Consider the following 15,868-nt stretch of genomic DNA (forward strand, 5'->3'; position numbering starts at 1 on the left):
GGCGTGATCGACAAATGCCGGACGGCACCATTCACTGGACTGCCCCCGACGGCCGCACGTACACCACCACCCCAGCAAGCCGGCTGCTGTTCCCGACCCTGTCCGAACCCACCGCACCCATCGCCGCGACCGGGACACCACCCCCGGCTCACACCGCCGGACTCACCATGCCGCGGCGGCGCACCACCCGAACCCAAGACCGCGCCCACCGCATCAACGACGAACGGGCTAGAAACCAGACCATCGAAGAAGATCCCGAGAACACCTCGCACAGTGGAAAGTCCGCCATCCGGGACCGAGAAGACGATGATCCTGCACCGTTCTAAACCTCTAAACCTCCAGGCGTCGGGTCGGCGCAAAACACATCGCTATGGAGCGACGACGGCGGATATGTGCCAATCGCCGGGAACGCCCTTGAGCTGATGGGCTCCGTGGTCGTCGAATTCGAGTCCTGACCCGATCACCAGGTCCCGCAACGTGCTAGACACCAGAACCTCGTTCGGCCCTGCCAGGGCGCTCACCCGGGCACCTATGTGCACGGCGATCCCGCCGATGTCGTCGCCGCGTACCTCGCATTCGCCGGTGTGCAACCCGGCGCGGACCTGGATACCCAGCGCCTGCACCGCATCGCGAATTGCCATGGCGCAGCGGATCGCTCGCTGCGGACCATCGAACATCGCCAGAAAACCATCACCCGAGGTGTTCACCTCACGACCCCGAAACCGCGACAATTGCGACCGCACGATGGCGTCGTGTGCGTCGAGCAGCGCGTGCCAGTCACGGTCGCCGATGTCGGCGGCCCGTCGCGTCGACTCCACGATGTCGGTGAACAGCACCGTGGAGAGCACCCGATCGTCAGCCACTTCGGCTTGCTCGCCGGTGAGGAACTCGGCGATCTCCTGAAACGACGCTCGCCAGTCGGGCTCGTAGAAGTGACTGACGTTGCGCCCCGGAAGCTCCACGTATTTCGCGCCCGGTATGCGATCAGCGACGTCTTTGCCCCACTCGGAGGGGATAAAGGGGTCGTCGGTGTGATGGATGACGAGTGTCGGGACGCGGACTGTGGGAAGCAACGCCCGCACATCCATTTCGGCCATTAGAGGCATCATGTGGGCGACGGTCCCTGGACTCGCCGCCCGCCGTTCCCAGCGTGCCGACGCCGCCCGGATCTCCTCGTTCCACGGCATGTCCGGATTCATCGAATGCTGGAACTCGCCCGTCCCCCACATGGCGACCGTGGCGGCATATATCTGCTCGGCTGTGGGTCCCTCGGTGCGCTCAGCCATCGGATTCGCGTAGCCCTCCAGCACGACCAACCCGGTTGTGCGCGAAGGATGTGTCGCCGCGAACAGCGCGCCCGTCGCCACCGCGGGTGTAGCCGCGAGGAGCACCGCTTCACGACTCCCGAGATCGTCCAACACCGCGGTGATGCTGTCAGCCCATTGCTCCAACGTCGGCAGCGCGCCCGACTTGACGGGATCAGACGCTCCGGTGCCCGGCTGGTCGAAGAAAATCAGCCGACCGAGCGATGTCATTGCCTCGATCCACCCTCGAAGAGGCGGCTGGTCTGGATAGTCCTCACAGTTGCCGAACCACATCGGGACGAACACGATGTCGCGCTCACTCTCACGCGACGCGCGATAGGCGACGTGCAAATCCCCGTTCAGCGCGTAGCGCGTCTCCGAGAACATTTCCGAAGTGTAGGTCCGAGCGAGCGTCGCCGATCCAAGTTCTCTTTCGGCTGGTGCCGCGTCAACTACGAACGAGAACTCAACCTGCGCTGGGGTTAGTTGCCTGCGGGCGCTGGAGCGTCGGCGGGCGGCGCGTCAGCGGGCGGTGCCGGGGCGGCGGGCTCGGCCAGGATGAACGGAACCGTCGCCGACCGGAGGTTGCCCAGTTGCACCACCAGGTTGTACGTGCCCGGCCCGATCGGCTGGCGCGGCAGCGGGCAGTTCGCCGCAGAGCCCATGCCGGTCCAGGTCACCTCGGTGGTCACTTGCTCGCCGGGGTTGAACGTCTTGACCAGCGTCTCGTTGGACGGTGCGCAGTCGAGGTTCGACCAGAGCCGGTTGTTGTCGAGTCCGTACACGTAGGCGGCCAGTACCGCCGCGCCGACGTCGCGCTTGCACGCGACCAGGCCGATGTTGGTGACGACCATGGTGAACTTCGGCTGATCGCCGACCACGTAGTTGGGCTGGCTGGTGATGCCCTTGACCGCCAGTGCGGAGTCAGGGCAATCGTCACCCTCCTTCAGCACCGGCGGCGGGACGACCGCTTCGACGGGCGTCGGCGTCGGGGGCGGCGCCTGCTGAGCCGGCGGCAGGATTGGGCTCTTGACCTCGGGGTTCTCGCCCGGAAGCAGCGACTGCGGTGCGGCGCTGGCCGGCGACGCCTGCTGCGTGCCCGTCGAGTTACCACCGGTGCTGTTGGCGAACACCACCACGACGACAGCGATGATGATGACGAGAACTAGCGCCCCAACCCCCAGCGCAAGAAAGCGCCTGCGCCGGTAGATCTCCGGCGGCAACGAGTTATGCGGTTCAGTTTCCAGCACGAATCTACGGTAAGGCCAGGTCACGCATAGCCGTCTGACCTCGCCCGGCGTGTCGCCCGTCAGCCTTCGCCGATGTCACCCACATGATCGCGCAGAACGACCCTGCCGTCGGCCAAATGGTAGGTCAGGCCGGCGATGGCCAGCGTGCCCTCGCTGATGCGCTGCGCGATCGGCGCGGAGCGGATCCGCAGCTGCGCGACGGTCTCGTTGACGTGCCGGACTTCGAATTCGTCGACGCGACTCAAGCCCGCGTGACGACCCAGCAGAATCGACGGCGTCACCCGCTCCACGATGTCGCGGACGTACCCGCCGGGCACCTCGCCGTCGTCGAGCGCAGCCAGCGTCGCCTTGACCGCACCACAACTGTCGTGGCCCAGCACCACGATCAGCGGCACGTCCAGCACCGTGACGGCGTACTCGATCGAGCCCAACACCGCCGAATCCGCGACGTGGCCTGCGGTGCGGACCACGAACATGTCGCCAAGCCCCGCGTCGAAGATGATCTCGGCGGCCACCCGACTGTCGGCGCATCCGAACACCACCGCGGTCGGCTTCTGGCCGTGAGCCAACCTCGCCCGATCTTCGATGCTCTGGCTGGGATGCTCTGGCTTACCCGAAACGAACCGGTCGTTACCCTCCTTGAGTGCCTTCCAAGCGGTCAACGGATTCGTATTGGGCATGGTCGCCATTCTGCCGCAGTGGCCGACGATGATCGATTCGACCGTGCTGTTGCGGTGGTACGAGCAGGCACAGCGGGACCTTCCGTGGCGCCGGCCGGGGGTCTCGGCGTGGCAGATCCTGGTCAGTGAGTTCATGTTGCAGCAGACCCCCGTCGCCCGAGTCGAGCCCATCTGGCGGGACTGGGTGGCGAGGTGGCCGACGCCGTCCGCTACCTCAGCCGCGAGTGCGGCCGACGTCCTGCGGGCGTGGGGCAAGCTCGGCTATCCGCGGCGAGCCAAGCGTTTGCACGAGTGTGCGACGGTGATCGCCGTCGAGCACGGCGACGTGGTGCCCGACGACGTCGACGCGCTCCTCGCATTGCCCGGCGTCGGTACCTACACCGCGCGGGCCATCGCGTGCTTCGCCTACGGCAAGCGGGTTCCCGTCGTCGACACCAACGTGCGCCGCGTGGTGGCCAGGGCGGTGCACGGCCGGGCAGACTCGCCCGCCAGCGTCCGCGACCTCGCCGACGTCGACGCAATCCTCCCCAATGACTCACGCGCACCAAGGTTTTCGATTGCCTTGATGGAGCTCGGCGCCACCGTGTGCACCGCGCGGTCACCCCAATGCGGGCTGTGCCCGTTGCAAGTCTGCGCATGGCGGTCGGCTGGTTTCCCGCCATCGACGGAGCCCGTCCGCCGAGCGCAGAAGTACGCGGGCACGGATCGACAGGTGCGAGGCAGGCTGTTGGATGTGTTGCGCGCCAACGACGCTCCCGTTGACCGTGCGCAGCTGGACGTGGCGTGGTTGACGGACCCGACCCAGCGCGATCGCGCACTGCACTCACTGCTGACCGACGGTCTCGTCGAGCAGACCGCGGACGGCCAATTTGCGCTTGCAGGTGAAGGTGGCGAGGGCCGCGCTGATTCGCAGGCCCCGAACGACTCGGTGAACTAGCCTAAGAACGTGGTCGTACCCGTTTCGCGGGCCCCGCGGACTCGTTACGCATCGCGGGGCGATCTCGACATCGCCTACCAAGTGATCGGCGACGGCCCGGTCGATCTGGTCGTGATGCCCGGACCGTTCATTCCGATCGACTCGATCGACGCCGAGCCCTCGATGTACCGCTTCTACCGTCGCCTGTCGTCGTTCTGCCGGGTGATCCGGTTCGACCACCGCGGGATGGGGATGTCCTCGCGCATCGGCGCCGACAAGATCACCCCGGCCTGCTGGGCGGAGGACGCCGTCGCGGTGATGGATGCGGTCGGCTGCGAGAGCGCCACGATCCTGGCATCTGGGTTCACGGCGGTGAGTGCGCTGTTCCTCGCAAGTGATCGGCCCGAACGGGTGTCCCGCCTCGTCCTGCTCACCGCAGGTGCGCGCGCGCTGTGGGCGCATGACTACGAAGCCGGCATTCGCTCCAACGGCGCCAACCCGTTCACCACGATCGCCATGGAGCCGGACGCGTTCGAGCAGGGCTTCGACGTTCTCGAAATGCTCGCGCCGTCGGTGGCCCGCGATCAGGCGTTCCGAACGTGGTGGGACGCGGCGGGCAATCGGGCGGCTTCGCCGAGCATGGCCCGCAGAGCCAATCAGGCCCTCGCTGATGCCGATGCGCGGGAAATGCTTCCGCTCATCACAGCCCCGACTCTGGTGATGCACCGCGCGGAGGCGTCGTTCGTCACGGTCGGGCACGGCCGGTACCTCGCCGAGAACATCGAGGGCGCCCGCTACGTCGAGTTACCAGGAACGGACTCGCTGTACTGGGTCGGCGACACCACGCCCGTCCTCGCGGAGATCGAGGAGTTCGTCACCGGCAAGCGGGGCGGCATCGACCTCGAACGCGTCCTCACGACGATCGTGTTCACCGACATCGTCGGTTCCACCGAGCGCGCAGCCACCCTCGGCGACGATCACTGGCGTGATCTTCTCGACAGTCACGACACGGTGGTGCGCAGGGAACTCCTGCGTTATGGCGGTCGCGAAGTCAACACGGCCGGTGACGGTTTCGTCGCGACGTTCAGCAGTCCCAGTGTCGCCCTCGACTGTGCGGAGGGCATCGTCGAAGCGGTCGCGACGCTCGGCATCGAGGTGCGGGTCGGGATCCACGCCGGCGAGGTCGAGATGCGCGGGCACGACGTCGCGGGGATGGCGGTGCACATCGGTGCGCGGGTCGCCGCCCTTGCCGGTCCGAGCGAGGTTCTGGTGTCATCGACGGTGCGCGAGATCGTGACCGGTTCGCACCGGAAGTTCACCGACCGCGGCGAGCATCGACTCAAGGGCGTCCCAGGCACCTGGTGCGTGTACGCGCCCTGATCACAGCTCAGTCGGCTTGGGAGCGGAACGTTCTCAGCCTAAGGCTGTTGCTGACGACGAAGACGCTCGAGAACGCCATCGCGGCGCCGGCGAGCATCGGATTCAGTAGCCCGAATGCGGCCAGCGGGATCGCGGCCACGTTGTACGCGAACGCCCAGAACAGGTTGACCTTGATCGTCGACAATGTCCTGCGCGCCAGCAGGATTGCGTCGGCAGCGGACCTCAGATCGCCTCGAACCAGAGTCAGGTCGGCGGCTTCGATCGCCACGTCGGCTCCGGTTCCCATCGCCAGCCCCAGATCGGCTTGCGCCAGTGCAGCGGCGTCGTTGACGCCATCACCGACCATCGCGACCACCTTGCCCTCGGCTTGCAGCCGGGCGACGACGTCGACCTTGTCCTGCGGGAGGACTTCGGCGATGACCCGATCGATGTCGACCTGCCTGGCGACTTGCTCTGCGACAGTCCGGTTGTCGCCGGTCAACAGAACCGTGGCCAGCCCCAACGCCTTGAACTGAGCGACCGCTTCGGCACTGGTGTCCTTGACTGCGTCGGCGACGACCAGCACGCCGTGGACCGCTCCGTCCCAGGCGACGACCACTGCGGTTTGGCCAGCCGTCTCCGCAGCCTCCTTGGCGGCAGCCAGTTCCGCGCTCATCGTGATGGACCAGTCCTCGAGCAATGACGCCCGTCCGACGATCACCAGGTGACCGTCGACGATCCCCTGGACCCCCATGCCTTCGATGTTCTTGAAGGCCTCCGGGGTGGGCAGGGTGCCGACCCGCTGCGCTGCGCCCTTGGAGATCGCTTGGGCGATGGGGTGTTCGGACGCGTCCTCGAGGGCTCCCGCGAGCCGCAGCACCTGGTCCTCGCTGGTGTCGGCGGCGGTGGTGACGCCCAGCAGGGTCATCTTGCCGGTGGTGACCGTTCCCGTCTTGTCCAGCACGATGGTGTCGATCTTGCGCGTCGATTCCAGGACCTCGGGGCCCCTGATCAGAATGCCGAGCTGGGCACCGCGGCCAGTCCCGACCAGAAGCGCCGTCGGCGTGGCCAATCCGAGCGCACAGGGGCACGCGATGATCAGCACTGCGACGGCGGCGGTGAACGCAGCCGAGATGGGGAACCCGCCGCCGAGCCACACCGCGAGGGTCGCGACGGCAATACCGATCACGATCGGCACGAAGACCCCGGAGATCTTGTCCGCCAGGCGTTGGACGTCGGCTTTGCCCGACTGGGCGTCCTCGACCAGCTTGGCCATCTGTGCGAGCTGAGTGTCCGACCCGATCCTGGTGGCGCGCACCACCAGCCGTCCACCGGCATTGACGGTCGCGCCGACGACGGCATCGCCTTCGGCGACCTCGACCGGCACCGATTCCCCGGTCAGCATGGACGCGTCGACCGCGGAGGTGCCGTCGACGATGACGCCGTCGGTGGCAATCTTCTCGCCAGGCCGAACGACGAACTCGTCACCGACTGCCAAGTCCTCGGTCGGGATTCGGGTCTCGACACCATTGCGCAGTACCGCAACGTCTTTGGCGCCCAACTCCAAGAGTGCCCGAAGGGCGGCGCCTGCTTGACGCTTGGATCGCTTCTCGAAATACCGTCCGGCCAGAACGAACGTGGTGACGCCTGCGGCGACCTCCAGATAGATGTTGGCGGCCCCGTCCGTTGGGGCGATGGTGAACTCGAACGGGTGTGTCATCCCCGGCGCCCCGGCATCGCCAAGGAACAGCGCGTACAGCGACCACAGGAACGCCGCCGAGGTGCCGACCGAGATGAGGGTGTCCATCGTCGCGGCGCCGTGCCGAAGGTTGGCGAACGCGGCTCGGTGGAACGGCCATGCCCCCCACACGATCACCGGGGCGGCGAGGACCAGGGAGGCCCACTGCCAGTAGGTGAACTGCAACGCTGGGGCCATTGCGAGGACGATCACCGGCACCGAGAGCACTATCGAGCCGATGAGACGGTGGCGCAGGCCCGTCAGCTCCGGATCTTCTTGTCGTTCATCGGCATTCGGTGCCGAATTCTTCGAGGCCGGCAGGGCGGCGCCGTAGCCGGTCTTCTCGACTTCGGCGATCAACGCGGCGGCGTCGAACGCGGACGGGGTGTTGATGCGCGCCTTCTCGGTGGCGTAGTTCACCGTCGCCGAGACGCCGTCGAGCTTGTTGAGCGTCTTCTCGATCCGCATGGCGCATGACGCACAGGTCATGCCGCTGATGTCGAGCTCGATGCTCGATGTCGTCACGAGATCCGTCCTTCCATCTGCTGGGCTGGTCAATGACCCGGCGTCGCGGTGGTTGCGAACTCCGCGGTGCGGACCACTCCGTCGAGCTTGAAGTCCAGGTACAGCAAGTACTTTCCTTCGGTCGGCGCGGTAGCCATGAACATGACTTCCGGACCGGGCTGAGTGGTCCCGTCGCCAGGCTCACCCATCGGATGCATGTGCAGGTACCCGAGATCCCCGGCCCGCAACGCCACCAGGTGTCCGTACGCGTCGAGGTACGGCTCGAGCGTCCGCACCGGCTGCCCGGCGCGGGTGACGGTGAACGTCAGGGTCGATTCGTTGCCGACGTGCAGCGATCCGTCGAGGGCGATGGTGAGGTCGCCGAGGGTGGCGACGGCTGAGTTCGGCGGCAGCGGTGTAGGCGTCAGGTCACCGGCGACCGACGTGGTCGACGTCAGTGTCACGGTGCTGCCGAGGCCCGTTGGCACGAAGTCGGCGAATAGCCGGTAGGAGCCTGCCGAGTTCCACCGCCACGGCATCGACCACCGGCCGTCACCGTCGTCGACGGGGTGCACGTGCCGGAATTCGGCGCCGTCGCTGCGGACGACGATCAGGTGAAGGTCCTTGTCGTGTGCGGTGTCGTAGTCGGTGACCGGGGTTCCACCGGGGCCGGTCAAGCGGAACGACAGCGGGCCGTCCCGTCCGACGGTGCCGGGGGCCGCCACGTCGCGGATCTGATACCCGTCCTGTTCGATCGACAGCCCGGCCATCTCGGTGGGGTGTTGCGCTCCGTGGCCGGTCGGCGTGGTGGTCCATCCCGCGGACGCGGCTGCGGGCATGAACGCGCGAGCGCCGACGAAGCCGACGACGAAGATCGTAGCCAGAACCACGGCGTACAGACCGAGCTTGGTCCCCGCGCGCATGTCAGAAACGCACCGCCGAATAGCCGGCTTCGTCGACCGCGGCCAAGATCCGACCGTCGTCGGGTTCGCCGCTGCTGGTCACCACGAGGATGCCGGTAGCTGCTGAGACGTCGACGTGCTCGACTCCGCCGATCTGGCCGACCTCCGCGATGATGGCTCTTTCGCAGTGGCCACAGGTCATCCCGGTCACTTGGTACTTGGTCGTGTTCATCGCACAGCCTCCTTTCGCGTCATTGATACCCCATGGGGGTATCTCCGCCTACGACACACAATACCCCTAGGGGGTATTACGTCAAGGGGCGGTACGTGGTGTCAGGCCGTCGCCGCAACACCGGAGTCGTCGCAGGCGAAGCGGCGGCGGTAATCCGATGGCGTGACACCGATGACTCGGCGGAAGTGGTGCCGCAACAAAGTTGCCGTTCCGAACCCGGATTTGTCCGCGACGCGGTCGATGTCGAGGTCGGTCTCCTCGAGCAGGCGCCGTGCATAGAGCACCCGCTGGTCGGTGACCCACTGCATCGGGGTGCGGCCAGTTTCGTCGACGAACCTGCGCGCGAACGTGCGGGCAGACATGCTGGCGCGATTCGCGAGCGTGGCGACCGTGTGTGGCGTCCCCAGATTGGCCAATATCCAATCCAGCTGTGGGGCAAAGCCTTCCGAGCAACGAACCGGGATGGGCTGGTCGATGTACTGACGCTGCCCACCGTCGCGCTGGGGTGGCACGACCATCCGGCGGGCGATGATGTTGGTGATCTCACTACCCATCTCACGCCGGACCAGATGCAGACAGGCGTCGATACCGGCGGCGGTGCCCGCGCTGGTGATCAGGTTGCCGTCGTCGACGAACAGCACGTTGCGATCGATCTCAGCTGTGGGATGCAGCGCCGCCAGCGCATCGGCATGCATCCAGTGGGTGGTGCACTTGCGGCCGTCCAAGAGTCCCGCGGCGCCTGCCAGGAACGCGCCCGAGCACACCGTCAAGATGATCGACCCCGACTCGGCAGCGGCGCGTACCGCGTCGAGCGCCGCCTGCGGGTAGTCGGTGCCCACGAAGGCGGGAATGGCGACCAGATCGGCGCCGACGAGGCCGTCGAAGCCGTGATCGGGGGTGAGGTGCGCACCGACCGTCATCCGCAACGGCTTGCCCGGCTCGGGGCCGCAGACCTTGAAGTCGAAGTTCGGCACTCCGTCGGCGGTGCGATCGATGCCGAAGACCTCGCAGAGCACACCGAACTCGAAGGGGGCCACTCCGTCCAGCACCAGTGCTGAGACACTCTTAATCATGGCAGTATCTTAACGCACGACGTCTGTACTGCCACTGTTGGCGGAATATCTCCGGCCGAATAATTGCTGCCATGAACGTGATACTTGCCTTCCTGATCCTGTCCGCGCCGTTCGCGCTCGCCGCGCTGCTGAGCTGGGCCAGTCACCGCAACGACGCGGTCCGCGGCCACCTGGTGAACCAGTTCGGCGATCCCGACTGGTACCGCGTCCAACACGACGCCGACGCCGCCCGCACTCGTTTCGAGCACTCCCCCGCCTGGCCCGCTTCAGGCGTCAAGGGCGAACGTCGCTAAGAACGGTTCCACCGCATCACGGTATTCCCGTGGAGCGTCGTCGTGAACGAGGTGACCGGCGCCGGGCACGCGCAGATAAGAGGCCTGGTCGCCGGTCTTTCGCATCTGGTCCATCTGCCCCGGCGGTGTGACGGAGTTGCCCGCTTCGATGAGCAGCGTGGGCGCACGGACGGCGTGCCACTGCCGCCAGTAGTCACGGGTCCCCCACTGAGCCGCGATCTCGAGCCAGCGTTCGGCGCGACCGTGCAACCGCCACCCGGTGGCGGTCCGGTCGAACGACTCGAGGAAGTACCGGCCAGCCACGGGCCCAAACTCATCGAAAACCTCTTGCTCAGAACGAAATTCGACCGGCAGCGCATGCACCCAGGGCTCCCATGGCCCCGTCGTCCTTCCGCGGAAGTCGGGCGCCATGTCCTCCACCACCAACGCCGTCACCACATCGGGATACTCCGCCGCGAGGCACCACGAATGCAGGCCGCCCATCGAATGTCCGATCAACGTGACCGGACGCCCTAGCGCGGTGACGGCATCGGCGAGGTCGGCGACGAATCGCTCGGTGCTGACGGGATGCGGGTCCTCGACGTCGCGCCCGCGGTGCCATGGGGCGTCGTAGGTGAACACCTCGCCCAGTTCGGTGAGCCACGGCACCTGACGCGACCAGGTGGTGCCTCGGCCCATCAGCCCGTGCACGAGGACGATGGGCTCGCCTTCGCCGCCGCGGCTCGTCAGCAATGCGGAACGCATGCCGGACATCCTGGCAGGGAGCCACGCGAGCGTCGATAACGAACCGGTAACGTAGTACCCATGGCAGTGGTGAAGATCAACGCGATCGAAGTTCCGCCCGACGCAGGCCCAGAGTTGGAGAAGCGCTTTGCCAACCGCGCGCACGCCGTCGATGGCCAGCCCGGCTTCCTCGGGTTCCAACTGCTGCGGCCCGTGAAGGGCGAGAACCGCTACTTCGTCGTGACCCAGTGGGAGTCCGACGAGGCGTTCCAGGCCTGGGCCAGCGGCCCCGCGGTCGAGGCGCATGCGGGTCAGCGCGCCAACCCCGTCGCCACGGGTGCCTCGTTGCTCGAGTTCGAGGTCGTGTTGGACGTTCAGCGGGCCGGAGCGTAGCCACGGTGAGACGGGGGGCGACCGCGCTTTGGCTTGCCGCCACCCTCGTCGTCGCCCTGACTTCCGGATGCGCGAACACCGGCCCGGTCGTCCCAGCTGAAGCCGCCTACGGCGCCCGCATCGAGACCAACACCCCGCCCGGTCTGCGCGCCAAGCAAACGGTCGACATGCTCAATTCGGATTGGCCGATCGGTCCCGTCGGCGTCAAGACGCTCGCCGCTGCTCCGCAGGTGGACGACGTCGCCTTCATGATGGACAGGATGTGGTGGGACCGGCCCTTCACCGTCAGCGGCATCGACTACGGCGCGGGTCAGGCCACCCTGCATCTGCTGACGTCCTACGGAGTCGGCCAAGACATCGAGTTGCGCACCAATGACGCCGGGTTGGTGGACCGTTTCGAAGTCACGCTTCAGAAGCCGGAGATCAAGCAGTGGTCCGACATCGACGCGGCCGTGACGAAGTCCGGAGCGCGCTACTCCTATCAAGCCTCGAAGGTCTCCGACGGCAAGTGTGCGCCCGTGGCGGGCAGCAACGTGAACGACTCGCTGCCACTGGCGTCGATCTTCAAGCTCTACGTACTGCTTGCCATCGCGGACGCGGTCAACGCGGGCACCGTCGGCTGGGAAGATCAGCTGACCATCACGAAGGAAGCGAAGGCCGTCGGCTCGGCCGGCTTCGAAGACCTTCCACCCGGTTCGCAGGTGTCGGTCAGAAGTGCTGCGCAACAGATGATCTCGGCTAGTGACAACATGGCCACCGATCTGCTGATGGCGCGTCTCGGCCCAGGTGCCGTCGAACGGGCACTCGTACACGCTGGTCACCACGACCCGGCCAGCATGACGCCCTTCCCGAACACACACGAACTGTTCTCGGTCGGATGGGGTGAACCCGATCTGCGCGAGCAGTGGAAGGCCGCCTCACCGCAGGGTCGCGAACAGCTCATCGCGCAGACGAATACCCGCCACTACGAACCGGATCCGGCGCGGACCCACACCCCGGCATCGCCATACGGAGCCGAGTGGTACGGCACGGCGGTGGACATCTGCCGGGTGCACGCCACGTTGCAATCGGTTGCGGTGGGTCCTGCCGCTCCAGTCAAGGACATCCTGTCCGCAACGCCCGGCATCGAACTCGACAAGACGAAGTGGAACTACATCGGCGCCAAGGGCGGAAACCTACCCGGCGACATCGGCTTCAGCTGGTATGCCGTCGACCGGACGGGCCAGGCATGGGTGGTCAGCTTTCAACTGAACTGGCCGAAGTTCCGCAGTTTGACGGCGGCCAGCTGGCTACTGTCCATCGCCCAGGGAACATTCGGACTCATCCAGCCGGCGTGAGCCTCAGCCCGTCGACCTCAAGGTCCAGGCGCCTCCGCGCAGGTGCAGGACGGTACGGCCGACTGGGCCAACGTCGATGCGCCAGAACGACTTCGGCGGTGCATTCAGCGCGAAGATGATCGCCGCGCGGATGACGCCAGGATGAGTGACGGCCACCAGCCGCCCGCGACGATCCGCCAGCGAGTCCAACCAACCGCCGACGCGGGCGACGAGGTCCGCCACCGACTCACCACCGTGGGGCGCCTGCGAGGGATCGGTCAACCAGAGCGTGAGCTCGGCGGGACCCACACCGGTGAGTACGCTGCCGCGCCAAGCTCCGCAGTTGAGATCGGCCAGCAGCGGCTCGGTCTCGGCACGCAACCCGAGCAGTTCAGCGGTCTGCCTGGTGCGCTTCTCGGGCGCGCAGACCGCAGCGTCGACGACGCCGAGGTCGGTGGTCGCATCGATCTGACGCTGCCCCAATGCATTCAGGGGCTCGTCCCTGGGAAACCGTCCGGCTGCCATTGCATCCGTCATCGCATGGGAGACGAGGGTCAGCCGGACGATCTCACTCACGTTGGATCATCCCCCGGTCGCTGCGCTCCTGCCCCGAGGTCAGAAACTAGCGTCGGCCCGGTCTCGCTTGCCGTCCAGCACCTTCGAGATGAGGGCCGCGAACACCAGACCGATGGTCGCCCACATCACGACCTGCACTCCCAGCGAGTACAGCCGGAACTGATAGAGGTCGTCGGCGGGGAATCCCCCGAAGATGATGTTGCCTGCGTCGTCACGCAGCGGACCAGGCGTCTCGTCGATCGTCGGAAGGACGAGCATCACGATCGCGATGGCGACCACGTAACTGCCGGCGGCAGCCAGCGTGGCGTTCCAGGTGCCCAGTCGGGCCACCAGTCGACGGCCGAGGTAGATCGCACCGACGAACAGTGCCGCGGACACCACCACCATCAGCAGGTACAGCATCGTGCGCTGACGAATGGTCTCCTCCAGGCTTACCGCTGGCGGGTTGGCCGGGTACTTGAGTCCGGGAACGACGTAGAGGCTCAACAACATTCCGCCGGCGACGAGCACCGACAGAACGCGGGCCGACACGTTGCCGACCCGGCCGTAGACCACTGCGAACACGACGGCGAACAGCGCGCCCATCGCGATGCTGAACGCCAGCACCCCGAAACCCATGCCGATGTTGGCCTGCACGCCGCGGGTGAAGAGGTCCACGCCGTGATCGTGACCGCCCTGTCCTGACGCGGTCTCCATGGCCTCGTGCGCGGCGCCGACCCCGTCCTCGTAACCGATGGCCCGCTCGATCACGGGCTCTACGAAGACGCGTGCGACCGCGAAGGCGAGCACTCCTGCGAGGGCGCCGGCCAGAAGGCCGCGCCCGATGATCTGCTTTTCCATTTTGTGGGCTACTCCCTGCGCGTCAGTGGCAGGGGAAGCCGAGGAGGTGGCGAGCGTCGTGCACGAATTCGTGGATGTGGGTGTCGCTGCCGAAGATCGACGTCGCACCCTGATCCATGCCGATGAAGTACAGCACCAGCAGCGCGAGGAAGGCGGTGGCCGACAGCCATACCGCAGCCCTCGTACCGGAGAAGTCCAGCGCGGGGGCTGCGCTCTGACGGGCTTCGGGAGATGTCATGTTAGGTGTCCTTTCGGGAGTGCGCGTCCCGTATCACGATTGACGGACGTCGGGTCTGACTTTCACAGTGGCGCGACCGCTCTGGATTTTCACCAGCATTCCTTCGTCCGTCGGTTACTCGAGCATCATAGGCACAGGCAAACCAGAGCGCCTGCGATCGTGCGATCTCATCCGCTGACCGCGGCGAGTCGCGGATGAAACCGCACAGTCGAAATGGCGTGGCCAAACGAAAAGCGCCCCCGACAGGTCGGGGGCGCTTCACGTTTGAGCTTCGTTACTCCGTGGTGGTCACTGTTGCCGGGGCCGCGCCAGCCTTGGCCAGATCCGGCGCGTCCTCGTCGACGATGGGCCTGGCGGCGCCGACGAAGGTGAAGACCGCGTCCTCGCCGGCCCCCTCGCCGTCCCAGTTGTCGACGTCGACGGTGACGACCTGACCGGGGCCGACCTCGTCGAAGAGGATCTTCTCGCTCAAGGCATCCTCGATCTCGCGCTGGATGGTCCGCCGCAACGGGCGGGCCCCCAGCACCGGGTCGAAGCCGCGCTTGGCCAGCAGCGACTTCGCCTTGTCGGTCAGCTCCATGGTCATGTCCTTGGCCCTGAGCTGGTTGCCGACCCGGCCGATCATCAGCTCCACCATCTGGACGATCTCTTCCTTCGTCAGCTGGTGGAAGACGATGATGTCGTCGATGCGGTTGAGGAACTCCGGGCGGAAGTGCTTCTTCAGCTCGTCGTTGACCTTGAGCTTCATCCGCTCGTAGTTGTTCTCGCCGCCACCCTGGGTGAAGCCGAGGCCCACCGCCTTGCTGATGTCGGACGTACCGAGATTCGAGGTGAAGATCAGCACGGTGTTCTTGAAGTCCACCGTCCTGCCCTGGCCGTCGGTGAGACGGCCGTCCTCGAGGACCTGCAGGAGCGTGTTGTAGATCTCCTGGTGGGCCTTCTCGATCTCGTCGAACAGCACGACGGAGAACGGCTTGCGACGCACCTTCTCGGTGAGCTGGCCGCCCTCTTCGTAGCCGACGTACCCCGGAGGGGCACCGAACAGCCGCGACGCGGTGAAGCGGTCGTGGAACTCGCCCATGTCGATCTGGATCAGCGCGTCGTCGTCACCGAACAGGAAGTTCGCCAGCGCCTTGGAAAGCTCGGTCTTGCCGACACCGGACGGGCCGGCGAAGATGAACGACCCCGACGGACGCTTGGGATCCTTCAACCCCGCACGGGTGCGGCGAATCGCCCGCGAGACGGCCTTGACGGCATCCTCCTGGCCGATGATCCGCTTGTGGATCTCGTCCTCCATGCGGAGCAGGCGAGTGGTCTCCGCTTCGGTCAGCTTGAACACGGGGATACCGGTCCAGTTGCCGAGCACCTCGGCGATCTGCTCGTCATCGACTTCGGCGACGACGTCGAGATCACCCGAGCGCCACTGCTTTTCCCGCTCGGCACGCTGTCCGACCAGGGTCTTCTCGCGGTCGCGCAGGTTGGCTGCCTTCTCGAAGTCCTGCGCGTCGATCGCAGACTCCTTCTCCCGGCG

General features: G+C 66.4%; 17 protein-coding genes and 1 pseudogene. 6 read left to right on the forward strand and 12 right to left on the reverse strand.

The genetic code is table 11. The annotated features are described in order from the left end of the window. Positions 1-326: pseudogene (locus QOD90_RS09485) on the forward strand (HNH endonuclease signature motif containing protein); the annotation flags it as partial. Positions 327-368: 42 nt separating this feature from the next. Here QOD90_RS09485 and QOD90_RS09490 read toward each other — a convergent pair. From QOD90_RS09490 to QOD90_RS09500, 3 genes are all read right to left on the reverse strand, one after another. After that, positions 369-1,691, reverse strand: coding sequence for an adenylate/guanylate cyclase domain-containing protein (locus QOD90_RS09490; protein ID WP_526348963.1), 1,323 nt, complete (start codon positions 1,689-1,691; stop codon positions 369-371). A 95-nt stretch (positions 1,692-1,786) separates the two neighbouring features. Then, positions 1,787-2,554, reverse strand: a complete 768-nt coding sequence (locus QOD90_RS09495; RefSeq protein WP_526348965.1) for a hypothetical protein — start codon at positions 2,552-2,554, stop codon at positions 1,787-1,789. Between the two features lie 59 nt (positions 2,555-2,613). After that, positions 2,614-3,234 (reverse strand): carbonic anhydrase, encoded by a 621-nt coding sequence (locus QOD90_RS09500; protein ID WP_526348967.1) that lies wholly within the window; start codon positions 3,232-3,234, stop codon positions 2,614-2,616. Here QOD90_RS09500 and QOD90_RS09505 point away from each other — a divergent pair. Continuing rightward, positions 3,233-4,171: an iron-sulfur binding domain-containing protein gene (locus QOD90_RS09505; protein ID WP_526348969.1), complete on the forward strand. Its 939-nt coding sequence runs from the start codon at positions 3,233-3,235 to the stop codon at positions 4,169-4,171. The genes QOD90_RS09500 and QOD90_RS09505 overlap by 2 nt on opposite strands. A gap of 9 nt (positions 4,172-4,180) precedes the next feature. Beyond that, positions 4,181-5,530, forward strand: a complete 1,350-nt coding sequence (gene lipJ, locus QOD90_RS09510) for a bifunctional lipase/adenylate cyclase LipJ (RefSeq protein WP_526348971.1) — start codon at positions 4,181-4,183, stop codon at positions 5,528-5,530. A gap of 7 nt (positions 5,531-5,537) precedes the next feature. Here lipJ and QOD90_RS09515 read toward each other — a convergent pair whose 3' ends face one another. From QOD90_RS09515 to QOD90_RS09530, 4 genes are all read right to left on the reverse strand, one after another. Then, positions 5,538-7,772: a heavy metal translocating P-type ATPase gene (locus tag QOD90_RS09515; RefSeq protein WP_526348973.1), complete on the reverse strand. Its 2,235-nt coding sequence runs from the start codon at positions 7,770-7,772 to the stop codon at positions 5,538-5,540. A 29-nt stretch (positions 7,773-7,801) separates the two neighbouring features. Beyond that, positions 7,802-8,674 (reverse strand): DUF8832 domain-containing protein, encoded by an 873-nt coding sequence (locus QOD90_RS09520; RefSeq protein WP_526348975.1) that lies wholly within the window; start codon positions 8,672-8,674, stop codon positions 7,802-7,804. Position 8,675: 1 nt separating this feature from the next. Continuing rightward, positions 8,676-8,885: a heavy-metal-associated domain-containing protein gene (locus QOD90_RS09525; RefSeq protein ID WP_526348977.1), complete on the reverse strand. Its 210-nt coding sequence runs from the start codon at positions 8,883-8,885 to the stop codon at positions 8,676-8,678. 101 nt (positions 8,886-8,986) lie between these two features. Next, the gene (locus QOD90_RS09530; RefSeq protein WP_526348979.1) at positions 8,987-9,958 is read right to left on the reverse strand and encodes a GlxA family transcriptional regulator; all 972 of its coding nucleotides are present in this window, start codon (positions 9,956-9,958) and stop codon (positions 8,987-8,989) included. A 71-nt stretch (positions 9,959-10,029) separates the two neighbouring features. On the opposite strand from QOD90_RS09530, the gene QOD90_RS09535 reads away from it, so the two are divergent. Continuing rightward, positions 10,030-10,251 (forward strand): hypothetical protein, encoded by a 222-nt coding sequence (locus QOD90_RS09535; protein WP_526348981.1) that lies wholly within the window; start codon positions 10,030-10,032, stop codon positions 10,249-10,251. Here QOD90_RS09535 and QOD90_RS09540 read toward each other — a convergent pair. Further along, positions 10,225-10,995: an alpha/beta fold hydrolase gene (locus tag QOD90_RS09540; protein ID WP_526348983.1), complete on the reverse strand. Its 771-nt coding sequence runs from the start codon at positions 10,993-10,995 to the stop codon at positions 10,225-10,227. The genes QOD90_RS09535 and QOD90_RS09540 overlap by 27 nt on opposite strands. Positions 10,996-11,055: 60 nt before the next feature. On the opposite strand from QOD90_RS09540, the gene mhuD reads away from it, so the two are divergent. Beyond that, positions 11,056-11,367, forward strand: coding sequence for a mycobilin-forming heme oxygenase MhuD (mhuD, locus tag QOD90_RS09545; protein ID WP_526348985.1), 312 nt, complete (start codon positions 11,056-11,058; stop codon positions 11,365-11,367). Positions 11,368-11,372: 5 nt separating this feature from the next. After that, a complete protein-coding gene (locus tag QOD90_RS09550; protein WP_526348987.1) occupies positions 11,373-12,704 on the forward strand; it encodes a serine hydrolase in 1,332 nt (443 codons plus the stop codon). A 3-nt stretch (positions 12,705-12,707) separates the two neighbouring features. Here the strand turns inward: QOD90_RS09550 and QOD90_RS09555 are convergent, their stop codons facing one another. From QOD90_RS09555 to QOD90_RS09570, 4 genes are all read right to left on the reverse strand, one after another. Further along, positions 12,708-13,259, reverse strand: a complete 552-nt coding sequence (locus tag QOD90_RS09555; RefSeq protein WP_526348989.1) for a histidine phosphatase family protein — start codon at positions 13,257-13,259, stop codon at positions 12,708-12,710. A 39-nt stretch (positions 13,260-13,298) separates the two neighbouring features. Beyond that, positions 13,299-14,099, reverse strand: a complete 801-nt coding sequence (locus tag QOD90_RS09560) for a CbtA family protein (protein ID WP_526348991.1) — start codon at positions 14,097-14,099, stop codon at positions 13,299-13,301. A gap of 22 nt (positions 14,100-14,121) precedes the next feature. Then, positions 14,122-14,337, reverse strand: coding sequence for a CbtB domain-containing protein (locus QOD90_RS09565; RefSeq protein ID WP_526348993.1), 216 nt, complete (start codon positions 14,335-14,337; stop codon positions 14,122-14,124). A gap of 274 nt (positions 14,338-14,611) precedes the next feature. After that, the coding region (locus tag QOD90_RS09570; RefSeq protein ID WP_526348995.1) for an AAA family ATPase at positions 14,612-15,868 on the reverse strand (1,257 nt) is incomplete at its 5' end.

Source organism: Mycobacterium sp., from assembly GCF_032161845.1.
Taxonomy (GTDB): Bacteria; Actinomycetota; Actinomycetes; order Mycobacteriales; family Mycobacteriaceae; genus Mycobacterium.